Genomic DNA, 10,902 nt, shown 5'->3' on the forward strand with positions numbered 1-10,902 from the left:
ATCCAAATTGAAAGGCCCCTGTTTGCGGACAGGGGCCTTCTTCGTTCAGAGGCCGCTGCGGAAGAAGAAGACGCGTGGTTTCCAGCGAATGCGGGTCTTTTCGGTCAGAACATTGAGCAGGCCGGCGATCAGCACGATGAACAGGCCGATCACGGCGACAGGGTCGGGATATTCGCCCCAGAAGGCGGCACCCAGGATGATGGCCCAGAGCAGCTGGCTATATTGTACCGGCGCAACCAGGTTGGCAGGGACCCGCCTGGTGGCGGCAATGACCAGAAGGCCTCCAATGCCGCCAAAGGTGCCGATCAAAAGGAAGATGGCGAGCTGTTCCCAGCTGGGCATGATGAAGCTGGGCACCATCAGCACGCCATTGACCGCCATGGAATAGAGCACGGCAAGGCCGACGAGGCTCACCCGCTTTTCGTGCGGTGCCACATGGCGAAGCACCACGGTGGTCACCGCGCCCAGGATCGGAATGGCAAAGGCCACGATATGGGCCAGCTCCAGCGGCCGCACGCCCGGGCGGATCACCAGCACCACGCCCAGAAAACCGATCAGCAACAGCACCCAGCGTAGCGCCGAAACATGCTCGCGCAGCGCAAACACGGAGAGCACGGTAACGACGACCGGCGTGGCAAAGGCAATGGCATAGACTTCGGCAAAGGGCAGGTGGGTGAAGGCGAACATCACGCAGGCGGTGCTGACCAGCGAGGTGATGCAGCGCAACTGCACGAGATAGGGGTGCCTCATGCGGAACATGTCGCGCCAGCGCTCGCCGCGATTGATGATCGCCAGCGGCAGGATCGAGAAGCCGGTGGAGAAAAAAGCGATCTCGAACACCGACATCGATTGGCCAATGCCCTTGATCATGGCGTCGGCCATTGAAAAAATCGCGTAGGCGAGGAAAGCGAGGAGCACCCCGGCTTGCATCTAAATATCCGAAAATAAAGCAGAAATGCGGGAGGAAGACCGACGTACCATACAAGAGCTTCGGCGATCCGTCGATGGCCAGACTCAGGCTTGGGGGAGCAATCGGATAGGGGCCGGCGCGGGCGCAATGCCGCACGCAGCGCCCGGCGCTAGTCGATGGAGACGCTGCCGCCGCTGGAGCGGTCGATATCGGTTTGCCTTGGATTGCCCGTGACCTCGATAGCGCCGCCGCTTGAGGCATCCGCCTCCAGGCTATCAGTGGCGTGCACGGAAATGTGCCCGCCGCTCGACGCCGTGGCTATCGCGGTTTCGCAGAGCAGGTCCTCCGCGTCGATGTCGGCGCCGCTGGAGGCGGAGGCCGAGATGCTGTCACAGGCGCCGCTCAATTCGGCATCCGATCCGCTGGAGGCATCGACCGTTACTGTGCCCAGCGTAGCCCTGGTGATGTCGATATCGGCGCCGCTGGAGACGTCAATGACCAGGTCGCCCTTGGGGGCGGTGATGTCGACATCAGCGCCGGCACTGGCATTGACGGCGCGCAAGGCGGGCAGGGTGATGCGGATGGTGGCGGCATTGCCGCCGGCAATGAACTGGCCGAGAAGGCCGCCACCGAGGATAAATTCGAGAAAATTGCTCTCGATCCGCGCGGTCAGGGTGTCGCCCGATACGGTGATTTCGAGTTTGTCGAGCACCTGCTGGTTGCGGGACTGGGCTTGCACCGAAAAGGCGTCGCCCAGTGTTACGATGGCATCGAGGCCGGTACTGATATCGATCTTGTCAAAGCCGGTGAGCTCGAAGCTTCGCTCCTGAGCGATGGCAGTGCCAAGTGTGGCAAGGCCGAGTGAGCCGGCAAGCGCAAGCTTGAATACACTACGCATGGTCATCTCCTCTCGCGATGGCAGGCTGGCGGGGCAGGCCCGCCGTCACAAGTCCGCGCGTGAACTCGGCGTGGGGCGTCGACAGCCAGAGGCGCGAACACACGAGCAGTGTGAGCCTGCTTTGGGCAAAAAGAAAGGCCGGGTCACAGGGACCCGGCCTTCGCTCGGAATGCGTAGCGAAAAGGTTACGCCATGGCCTTCTGCAGGTTCTGGTCGATCGCATCGAGGAAGCCCAGGGTCGACAGCCACGGCTGGTCGGGACCGACGAGCAGGCTGAGATCCTTGGTCATCTTGCCTTCTTCGATGGTGTCGACAGTGACCTTTTCCAGGGTCAGCGCGAACTTGGCGAGTGCCTCATTGTCATCGAGCTTGGCGCGGTGGGCGAGGCCACGGGTCCAGGCGAAGATCGAGGCGGTCGAGTTCGTGGAGGTTTCCTTGCCCTGCTGGTGCTGGCGATAGTGACGGGTCACGGTGCCGTGGGCGGCTTCCGATTCCACGATCTTGCCATCGGGCGTCGCCAGAACCGAGGTCATCAGGCCGAGCGAGCCGAAACCCTGGGCCACGATGTCGGATTGCACGTCGCCGTCATAGTTCTTGCACGCCCAGACATAGCCGCCGGACCACTTGAGCGCCGAGGCCACCATGTCGTCGATCAGGCGGTGTTCGTACCAGATCTTCTTGGCTTCGAACTTTTCCTTGAACTCGGCTTCGTAGATCTCCTGGAAGATGTCCTTGAAGCGGCCGTCATAGACCTTGAGGATGGTGTTCTTGGTCGACAGATACACCGGCACACCGCGCGCCAGGCCGTAGTTGAAGCTCGAATAGGCGAAGTCGCGGATCGAGTCGTCCTGGTTGTACATGGCCATGGCAACGCCGGCGCCGGGCGCCTGGTAGACTTCATGCTCGATGACCTGGCCGTCTTCGCCGGTGAACTTGATGGTCAGCGTGCCCTTGCCGGGGAAGGTGAAGTCGGTGGCACGGTACTGGTCGCCAAAGGCGTGACGGCCGACGATGATCGGCTGGGTCCAGCCCGGCACCAGGCGCGGCACGTTCTTGCAGATGATGGGTTCGCGGAAGATCACGCCGCCAAGGATGTTGCGGATGGTGCCGTTGGGCGACTTCCACATCTTCTTGAGCTTGAATTCCTCGACGCGCTGCTCATCGGGGGTGATGGTGGCGCACTTGATGCCAACGCCATATTTCTGGATCGCATGGGCGGCATCGATGGTGATCTGGTCGTTGGTCGCGTCGCGGCTTTCCACGCTCAGGTCGTAATATTCGATCGGCAGGTCGAGGTAGGGATGGATCAGCTTGTCCTTGATCGCCTGCCAGATGATGCGGGTCATTTCATCGCCGTCGAGATCGACGACCGGGTTGGCGACTTTGATTTTGCTCATCGTTTAGGGCTCCCTTGCCTTTGATTCAGGCGGGGAAGAAAGCCCCGCGCCGATTGGTGAGCCCCTATAACATCGGTGCGGCAATGCGCAAAGCTGCGTTACGGCATGGGGGCTTGCCGTTGACGGCGTGTATATGCACGGCTATGTCAGGGCGATGCAGGATGATTTCAGCCAGTGCCTGGTGCGCAATACGCGGATGGCGGCCCGTGCCGTGACGCGGCGGGCTGATCACAAGCTGCGCCGCTTTGGCGTCACCGCCGCTCAGTTCACCGTCCTGACCACTTTGCGCGATCATCCGGACCGCTCGGTGACCGCCATGGCCAACGAGATCGCCATGGATCGCAGCACGCTGTCGCGCAATCTGGACCTGCTGGAGCGCAAGGGCCTTGTCACCAAGCTGGCGACCGAGCACGGCAATGGGCGGATCGCCGCCCTGACCCAGGCCGGTGCCGCGCTGGTCGAGCAAATGGTGCCCGAATGGCGCAAGGGGCAGGCCGAACTGCGCGAAACGCTCAACAATCCGGATTTTGCTGGGGTGCTCGCCGCCCTGCAGCAATTGGCCAAGCTGTAGCGCGGCCACGACTTCGCCATACCGCACATTATAGCGTGCATATACACTGTTGGAGACCATCATGCTGAAACCTGATCCCGCCGATCCCATCGTCGTCACTGGCATGGGCGTCGTCTCGCCACTCGGCGTCGGCGTTGCTGTCAATTGGGAACGGCTGATCGCCGGTCGCAGCGGCATCGTCCACAATGACCGTTTCGATACCTCGGCCTATACCGCCACCATTGCTGGCCTCGTGCCCGGCAAGGACAAGGATGAACAGGGTTTCGATCCCCTGGTGGCGATTGACGCCAAGGACATCAAGAAGATGGACTTGTTCATCCAGTACGGCCTGGTCGCGGCTGCCGAAGCCATCGCGCAGTCGGGCTGGAACCCGGTCACCGAGGAAGAGCAGCGTTCGACCGCGACGATCATTGGCTCGGGTGTCGGCGGCTCGCCGGTGATGGCCAAGGCGGCGCAGCTGATCGCCGAAAAGGGTCCGCGCCGCCTGTCGCCGTTCACGGTGCCATCGTTCCTGGCCAATCTGGCCGCCGGCTGGATCTCCATTCGCTATGGCTTCAAGGGCCCGATCGGGGCGCCGGTGACCGCCTGCGCCGCCTCGGCCCAGGCCATTGGCGATGGCATGCGCATGATCATGACCGGCGAGGCCGAAGTCGCCGTCGTCGGTGGTGCCGAAGGTTCGGTCGATCCGATCTCGCTGGGTGGGTTCGGTGCCTCGCGGGCGCTGTCGACGGCCTATAATGACGCGCCAACCAAGGCTTCGCGGCCCTTCGATGCCAAGCGCGATGGTTTCGTGCTGTCGGAAGGCGCGGCCATCCTGGTCATCGAAAAGCTCAGTCACGCCAAGGCGCGCGGTGCGGTGCCGCTGGCCATTCTCGGCGGTTATGGCACCTCGGCAGATGCCTATCACCTGACCTCGGGCTCGCCCGATGGCGCCGGGGCCCAGGTCGCCATGCGCAATGCGCTGGCCATGGCGGGCGTCGCTCCGGCGGAGATCGACTATGTCAACGCCCACAGCACCTCCACCGAGGTCGGCGACGCGGCCGAGATCGCTGGTATCAGCGCCGTCTTCACCGGTCGCGGCAAGGATCTGGCGGTCAGCGCCACCAAGTCGGCAACCGGGCATCTGCTGGGTGCGGCCGGCGCCCTGGCAGCCATCATCTCGATCGAAGCCATCCGCCACGCCACCGTGCCGGCAACGCTCAACCTGGAAGAGCCCGACGCGGCCGCTGATGTGTTTGATCTCGTTCCGAACACCGCCAAGCCAAAGGCGCTCAACCATGTCCTCGCCAACGCCTTCGGCTTCGGCGGCGTGAACGCCTCGCTGGTCTTCAGCAAGATCTAGGGCCGTCGCCGTCGCAGCAACGCGATGGGTCACGACGCGGTGGGGCAGGGCGCAATCCCTCCCCACCTACTTCGCCGGCAGCGTCTCCACAAAGGCCTGCGCCCGCGCGATCCAGTCGCCCAGCGCATCGTCGTCCTCGATCATGTCCCCCGATATCTCCACGAACCCGGTCATCACCCTGGCCCGCATCTGGATCGGCACCACGCCGGGCACGGCCAGTGCATCGTCCATGCCATCCTTGCCGACGCGCACCATCAGGCTGCCGCTCTTGAGCGGGCACACCAGCATATTGCCGTTGAGCATGAAACAGCGGCCGCCGAACATCTTCTTTTCCGAAATAGCCATGTGCCCGGTCAGCAGGTCGCGGACGCGGTCGGAGAGTTCTTCGGATGCCATGCTCATGGAATAGCTACTCGCGATAGGTGTTGTGCTGGGGCAGGTGGTCGGCAATCAGGTCCCAGGCCTGATGGCTACGCGCGAAGATCAACTGGCTGGGCGCGAACCAGTCATTCTGCCCGGTATAGAATCCCACCGCGATCATCCTGATATCGGGCGCCCGCGACGATTGTCCGAACAGTGGCGTGCCGCAGCTGGGGCAGAAGTGGCGTGTGAAGGTCGCCCCGGAATCGCTTGTTCTATCGAATCCTTTGACCGCGCCGGTGATCGTCAGCGCCGCCGTCGGCACCAGCGCCACCGTCGCATGTCCGGTGCCGCTGGCCCGCTGGCAATCCTGGCAGGCGCATAACAGCATCGCGCTTATCCGCCCGCGCACGGCCATGCTGACCGCGCCACAGGCGCAGCTGGCTGAGATATCGACCTGAGGGTGGGCGGATGCGGACATGGTGCGACGCTGGCATGGGCCGCAATGGGAAACAAGCGGGGCTTGCAATTGTCGGTCACACTCGCAAAAGTGCGGCACACTTCTTCAGGGGATTTAATGCCGCTGCATCCTGACTATCCGTTGCGCGGGGAGCGGCTGTTGCTGCGGCCCTTCACCCGGGGCGATGTCGATGCCGTTTATGCCTATCGCCGCCGCGAGGACGTTGCGCGCTATCTGTTCGACGTCGCGCTCAGCCGCGAGGAATGTGCTCTGGCGATCCAGCAGCGCATTGGCCAGACGGCGCTGGAGCGGGAAGAGGACAAGATCATCCTGGCGGTCGAACTGCAGCAGACCGGCGCGCTGGTTGGCGAGGTCACCCTGATCCTGCGCAGCCTGGATGCGCGACAGGGCGAGATCGGCTGGATTTTCAGTCCCGACTACCATGGGCATGGCTATGCCACCGAGGCGGCGCGGATCCTGCTCGACCTGGCTTTCGGCCCCGGCGACATGCACCGGGTCATGGCGCGCTGCGATGTGCGCAATGACAGCTCCTGGCGGTTGATGGAACGTCTGCAGATGCGGCGGGAGGCCCATTTCCGCGAACACGCCATTTTCAAGGGCGAGTGGGACCAGGAATATATCTACGCGATCCTGCGCCGCGAATGGCTGGGGCGCAGCGCGGCTATGGCCGGGCAATAGCAAGATACTGCGAAACTGCTGCCGCGAATTAGCATCATTTTCCCGGAACTCTGACGACTCCGACCGCGTTGTGGGCTTGGGCTTACTGACACGAGCGGAGGATCGCAGCAACCATGACAAATCTGTCTTTGCCCATTCACACCGAGCGGCTGATCCTGCGGACTTTTGAGCGCAGCGATAGCAATGCCCTCGCTTCTTATCATCTGCTGCCGACGGTGCAGCGCTATGTGTTCAGCCGCACGCGCGATCAGTCCGATCTGCCTGGCGCCCTCAATATCCTGCGCGGCCATGTCAGCCTGCAGCGCCCCGGCGATACGCTGTCGCTGGCCATGGTGCGCCAGCAGGACAAGGAGCTGATCGGCCACGTGTCGTTGCACTGGTCCGATGCAACTGCCGGGCAGGGCGAAGTGCGCTTCGTTATCAATCCCGCCTATTCGGGGCAGGGCTATGCCGGCGAGGCCATCGGCGCCTTGCTCGATCTGGCGTTCGACCATTATCGCATCCACCGGATTTTTGCGCGTTGCGATGGCCGCAACCATCACTCGATCAAGCTCTTGCAGCAGATCGGCATGCGGCTCGAGGCGCATTATCGCGAGCACGCCCTGTTCCAGGGCGAATGGGACGAAGAACTGCATTTCGCCATCCTCGACCGCGAATGGCAGCGTTCGCACAAGGTTCGGGACCTGCCACCGCGCCATCGGGTAGCGTAGACACGGTTTAAATCACAGGGTGACCATGGCCTGACACGGGCGACGCAAGGCAGCCTTGCGCGCCCAACCCCATCCCAATTTGCATCCGCCCCGAAAATTCGGCTATGTGCGGCTAACTGCAGGACAGGGCGACATGGCCGGAACCGACTCATCAATCGAAATCACCTTGGCGCCCGGACCGGCGGTCATTTTGTGCGAACCGCAATTGGGCGAGAATATCGGCACGGCGGCGCGAGCCATGGCCAATTTCGGCCTGTGGGACCTGCGCCTGGTGCGCCCGCGTGATGGCTGGCCCAATGAGCGCGCCATCAATGCCGCGTCGCGCGCCGATCACGTGCTGGAGCGCGTGCGGGTGTTCGAGACCCTGGAAGCCGCGATTGCCGACCTGACCCTGGTCTATGCCACCACCGCCCGCTCGCGCGATCTGCAAAAGACCGTGCTCGGCCCCGATGAAGCCGCCACCAACCTCGCCAGCCATATCGGCGCGGGCAATGGGGCTGGCCTGTTGTTCGGCCGCGAGCGCTGGGGCCTCCTCAACGAGGAAGTGGCGCTGGCCGATGCCATCGTGACCCTGCCGGTCGAGCCGGCCTTCGCCTCGCTCAACATCGCCCAGGCCGTGTTGTTGATGGCCTATGAATGGCGCCGCCATAGCGCCGCCGGCTCGGCCTTGCCCTTTGGCAATACCATGGCCGAGGTCGCGCCGCGCGAAGAGCTGGTGGGCCTGTTCGGCCATCTCGAAGAGACGCTGGAACGCTCCGGCTTCTTCACCGCGCCTGACAAGAAGCCGACCGTGGTCAACAATCTGCGCACCATGCTGGCGCGGGGGCAGTTCACCCGCCAGGAAATCCGCACGCTGCGCGGAGTGATCTCCTCGATCGATCGCAAGCACGAGCGGCCCAATCCAAACCGGCAGAAGCGCGACACCGAGTAAGAATCGCGTCGCACTGGACGGTTTGGCCGGTTCCGACTTTGACTGCGACAATTTGGCGTGCCATGGCCGATGCCATGAACACGCACGCGCCCACCGAAAAGAGCCAGCTGGCCTTCACCTATCTTGGCTTCCGCTTCTTCTGGCTCACCACGCTGCTGGTCGGCTTTGCGGTGCAGATCATGTCGGTGTCGATCGCCTGGCAAATCTATGACCTGACCGGCAGCGCATTCCTGCTGGGGCTGGTCGGGCTTTCCCTGTTCCTGCCGGCGCTGGTGCTGATCCTGCTGACCGGGCTTACGGCCGACCGGTTCAATCGCCGCCTGATCATGGCAGTCTGCCTGGCGGTCGAAATGGGTTGCGCGCTGGGCTTCCTGCTCTTCGTCAATGCCGAGGCGCACGAGGTCTGGCCGATTTTCGGCATCCTGGTCATGCTGGGCACGGCCCGGGCTTTCTGGGGGCCGGCGGCGCAATCGCTGGCGCCCAATCTGGTGCCGCCCCAGGCGCTGGCCAATGCCATCACCGTCAACGCTTCAGCCTGGCAGTTTTCGGCCATTATGGGCCCGGCGGCCGGCGGCCTGCTCTATGGCCTGGCGCCGGCCATGGCCTTCGGCACGGGCGGGGTGCTGCTCCTCTTGGCCATGGTTTGCGTGCTGCTGATTCCCAAGCCGATGCAGCGCAGTTCGCATCAGGCGACCAGTCTCGGCACCATGCTGGCCGGCTTCCGCTACATCTTTTCCAACAAGGTGGTGCTGGGCGCCATTTCGCTGGACATGTTCGCCGTGCTGATGGGCGGGGCCGTCGCCCTGTTGCCCATCTATGCCAAGGATATCCTGCATGCCGGTCCGCAGGAGCTGGGCCTGTTGCGCGCAGCGCCGGGCGTCGGGGCCATTGCCATGGCGCTGTTCCTGACGCGCTTTCCCATTCGCGACAATGCCGGCAAGACGCTGTTCCTGTTTGTCGGCCTGTTCGGTGCCTTCACCGTGCTGTTCGGCTTCTCCACCAGCGTGTGGGTTTCCGTGCCTGCTTTGGCACTGGTCGGGGCGTCCGACATGGTCAGCGTCACCATCCGCGAAACCATCATGCAGCTCTGGACGCCCGAAGAGGTTCGTGGCCGGGTCAATGCGGTCAACAGCGTCTTTATCGGCGCCTCCAACGAGCTGGGCGAGTTCCGCGCCGGCACGGTGGCGCACTTGATTGGCCCGGTCCCGGCGGTGGTGGCCGGTGGCTTTGGCGCCATCATTGTCGCGGTGGTCTGGAGCCGGGTATTCCCGGGCCTGCGCAATCAGCGCAGCCTCGACAAGAAAATGGTCTGAAGGGGTGCGACAAACGCCCCAACCGGGCAGTTTGGCTTGACTCCTGCCACACCTGGCATTATCAGGCCGGAACCTACCCGGACCTCAGGGTCTGTAGGCGCACCCGGGATCTCCTGAATATTTGGGGTCTGTCGGTCATCCGTTTTTCGGGTGGCAGAGGAGGGCGCGATCCATTTCGACGTTTCTTGAAAGGATACGCGATGTCGAAGCGCAGTTCAGTTAAGCATAAGATCGACCGCCGTCTTGGCGAAAATATCTGGGGCCGTCCGAAGTCCCCGCTCAATGCCCGTGCCTATGGCCCCGGCCAGCATGGTCAGCGCCGCAAGGGCAAGCTCTCGGACTACGGTCTGCAGCTCCGCGCCAAGCAGAAGCTGAAGGGCTATTACGGTTCGATCACCGAAAAGTCGTTCAAGAAGCTCTACAACGAAGCTGCCCGCGTTAAGGGCGACACCGGCGAGAACCTGATCGGCCTGCTCGAGAGCCGTCTGGACGCGATCGTTTACCGCGCCAAGTTCGTGCCGACCGTGTTCGCTGCGCGTCAGTTCGTGTCGCACGGCCACATCCTGGTCAACGGCAAGCGCGTCAACATCCCGTCCTACCAGGTCAAGGTTGGCGACAAGATCGAGATCCGCGAGCGCTCCAAGCAGCTCACCGTGGTTCTGGAAGCCGTCCAGCTCGCCGAGCGCGACGTTCCTGAATATGTCGAGACCGATCACCACAAGATGACCGCGACCTTCGTGCGCGTTCCGGCCCTGTCGGACGTGCCGTACCCGGTCCAGATGGAACCGAACCTGGTCGTCGAATTCTACTCGCGTTAATCGCAGTCGAATAACAGTTTTGAAAGGGCCGCTCTCCGGAGCGGCCCTTTTGTTTTGGAGGGAGGGTGCGCGGTGGGCCCTCCAGTGCTTGCTTCTACCCACTGCGCTGCCCACGGGCTTGATCCGTGGGCCACTCGCCACACATGCCGTGCTGACAGTGACCCACGGGTCAAGCAACCGTGGGCATCATGGATTGAATGCGGGGTCAGATCTGGCGATGGCATTGAGGATTGTTATGAGTTTGCGGACGGTAGCGATCATGGCGAGCTTGAAGGGTTTTCCGCGCGCCCGGAGCCTTTGGTAGAAGCTGCCGAGCACGGGATCCTTGACCTTGATGGCGCTGAGCACAGCCATGTAGGCGATGTCGCGCAGGTGCTTTCGGCCGCCACTGCATCGCCCATTGCGATCGGAAGCGCCGGACTGGCGCGCATAGGGGGCCACGCCCAGAAGGGCCGCAGCGACCTTGGCGGAGACCTTTCCAAGCTCGGGCATG

The 10,902-nt window shown here is 63.1% G+C and carries 13 protein-coding genes; 7 read left to right on the forward strand and 6 right to left on the reverse strand.

The features are described from left to right. Window positions 1-45 precede the first annotated feature (45 nt). The 3 genes from BUA69_RS09025 to BUA69_RS09035 all read right to left on the reverse strand — a co-directional run bounded on the left by BUA69_RS09025 (window position 46) and on the right by BUA69_RS09035 (window position 3,205). On the reverse strand, window positions 46-930 hold the full coding sequence (locus BUA69_RS09025) for a DMT family transporter (RefSeq protein ID WP_046134829.1): 885 nt from the start codon (window positions 928-930) through the stop codon (window positions 46-48). A gap of 149 nt (window positions 931-1,079) precedes the next feature. Continuing rightward, complete coding sequence (locus BUA69_RS09030) at window positions 1,080-1,808, reverse strand: GIN domain-containing protein (RefSeq protein WP_052950478.1); 729 nt, start codon at window positions 1,806-1,808, stop codon at window positions 1,080-1,082. A 185-nt stretch (window positions 1,809-1,993) separates the two neighbouring features. Next, on the reverse strand, window positions 1,994-3,205 hold the full coding sequence (locus BUA69_RS09035; RefSeq protein ID WP_046134828.1) for an NADP-dependent isocitrate dehydrogenase: 1,212 nt from the start codon (window positions 3,203-3,205) through the stop codon (window positions 1,994-1,996). Window positions 3,206-3,338: 133 nt separating this feature from the next. Here BUA69_RS09035 and BUA69_RS09040 point away from each other — a divergent pair, with 133 nt between their 5' ends. Together BUA69_RS09040 and fabF are read left to right on the forward strand one after the other, a co-directional pair. Beyond that, complete coding sequence (locus BUA69_RS09040) at window positions 3,339-3,776, forward strand: MarR family winged helix-turn-helix transcriptional regulator (protein WP_244468728.1); 438 nt, start codon at window positions 3,339-3,341, stop codon at window positions 3,774-3,776. A 61-nt stretch (window positions 3,777-3,837) separates the two neighbouring features. Continuing rightward, the gene (gene fabF / locus BUA69_RS09045; protein WP_046134827.1) at window positions 3,838-5,118 is read left to right on the forward strand and encodes a beta-ketoacyl-ACP synthase II; all 1,281 of its coding nucleotides are present in this window, start codon (window positions 3,838-3,840) and stop codon (window positions 5,116-5,118) included. A gap of 66 nt (window positions 5,119-5,184) precedes the next feature. Here fabF and BUA69_RS09050 read toward each other — a convergent pair whose 3' ends face one another. Beyond that, a complete protein-coding gene (locus tag BUA69_RS09050; protein ID WP_052950477.1) occupies window positions 5,185-5,520 on the reverse strand; it encodes a TfoX/Sxy family protein in 336 nt (111 codons plus the stop codon). 7 nt (window positions 5,521-5,527) lie between these two features. Beyond that, on the reverse strand, window positions 5,528-5,959 hold the full coding sequence (locus BUA69_RS09055) for a GFA family protein (RefSeq protein WP_072866512.1): 432 nt from the start codon (window positions 5,957-5,959) through the stop codon (window positions 5,528-5,530). Window positions 5,960-6,055: 96 nt separating this feature from the next. Here BUA69_RS09055 and BUA69_RS09060 point away from each other — a divergent pair, with 96 nt between their 5' ends. The 5 genes from BUA69_RS09060 to rpsD all read left to right on the forward strand — a co-directional run bounded on the left by BUA69_RS09060 (window position 6,056) and on the right by rpsD (window position 10,409). Then, complete coding sequence (locus BUA69_RS09060) at window positions 6,056-6,637, forward strand: GNAT family N-acetyltransferase (protein WP_046134825.1); 582 nt, start codon at window positions 6,056-6,058, stop codon at window positions 6,635-6,637. Between the two features lie 113 nt (window positions 6,638-6,750). Further along, window positions 6,751-7,347, forward strand: coding sequence for a GNAT family N-acetyltransferase (locus tag BUA69_RS09065; protein ID WP_046134824.1), 597 nt, complete (start codon window positions 6,751-6,753; stop codon window positions 7,345-7,347). A 133-nt stretch (window positions 7,348-7,480) separates the two neighbouring features. After that, window positions 7,481-8,278, forward strand: coding sequence for an RNA methyltransferase (locus BUA69_RS09070; protein ID WP_046134823.1), 798 nt, complete (start codon window positions 7,481-7,483; stop codon window positions 8,276-8,278). 74 nt (window positions 8,279-8,352) lie between these two features. Continuing rightward, complete coding sequence (locus BUA69_RS09075) at window positions 8,353-9,591, forward strand: MFS transporter (protein WP_046135009.1); 1,239 nt, start codon at window positions 8,353-8,355, stop codon at window positions 9,589-9,591. A gap of 200 nt (window positions 9,592-9,791) precedes the next feature. Further along, a complete protein-coding gene (gene rpsD, locus BUA69_RS09080) occupies window positions 9,792-10,409 on the forward strand; it encodes a 30S ribosomal protein S4 (RefSeq protein ID WP_046134822.1) in 618 nt (205 codons plus the stop codon). 186 nt (window positions 10,410-10,595) lie between these two features. On the opposite strand, the gene BUA69_RS09085 is transcribed toward rpsD, so the two are convergent. Continuing rightward, window positions 10,596-10,902 (reverse strand): transposase (locus tag BUA69_RS09085; protein ID WP_072866513.1); only part of this gene is annotated, 307 nt, incomplete at its 5' end.

It is taken from the genome of Devosia limi DSM 17137 (assembly GCF_900128975.1).
GTDB classification, from domain to species: domain Bacteria; phylum Pseudomonadota; class Alphaproteobacteria; order Rhizobiales; family Devosiaceae; genus Devosia; species Devosia limi.

Excerpts from the sequence above, each read along its gene's own strand:
- rpsD (WP_046134822.1), top strand. The coding sequence starts at position 9,792 with ATGTCGAAGCGCAGTTCAGTTAAGCATAAGATCGACCGCCGTCTTGGC.
- BUA69_RS09050 (WP_052950477.1), bottom strand. The coding sequence starts at position 5,520 with ATGAGCATGGCATCCGAAGAACTCTCCGACCGCGTCCGCGACCTGCTG.
- BUA69_RS09070 (WP_046134823.1), top strand. The coding sequence starts at position 7,481 with ATGGCCGGAACCGACTCATCAATCGAAATCACCTTGGCGCCCGGACCG.
- BUA69_RS09035 (WP_046134828.1), bottom strand. The coding sequence starts at position 3,205 with ATGAGCAAAATCAAAGTCGCCAACCCGGTCGTCGATCTCGACGGCGAT.
- fabF (WP_046134827.1), top strand. The coding sequence starts at position 3,838 with ATGCTGAAACCTGATCCCGCCGATCCCATCGTCGTCACTGGCATGGGC.
- BUA69_RS09040 (WP_244468728.1), top strand. The coding sequence starts at position 3,339 with ATGCACGGCTATGTCAGGGCGATGCAGGATGATTTCAGCCAGTGCCTG.
- BUA69_RS09055 (WP_072866512.1), bottom strand. The coding sequence starts at position 5,959 with ATGTCCGCATCCGCCCACCCTCAGGTCGATATCTCAGCCAGCTGCGCC.
- BUA69_RS09030 (WP_052950478.1), bottom strand. The coding sequence starts at position 1,808 with ATGCGTAGTGTATTCAAGCTTGCGCTTGCCGGCTCACTCGGCCTTGCC.
- BUA69_RS09025 (WP_046134829.1), bottom strand. The coding sequence starts at position 930 with ATGCAAGCCGGGGTGCTCCTCGCTTTCCTCGCCTACGCGATTTTTTCA.
- BUA69_RS09075 (WP_046135009.1), top strand. The coding sequence starts at position 8,353 with ATGAACACGCACGCGCCCACCGAAAAGAGCCAGCTGGCCTTCACCTAT.
- BUA69_RS09060 (WP_046134825.1), top strand. The coding sequence starts at position 6,056 with ATGCCGCTGCATCCTGACTATCCGTTGCGCGGGGAGCGGCTGTTGCTG.
- BUA69_RS09065 (WP_046134824.1), top strand. The coding sequence starts at position 6,751 with ATGACAAATCTGTCTTTGCCCATTCACACCGAGCGGCTGATCCTGCGG.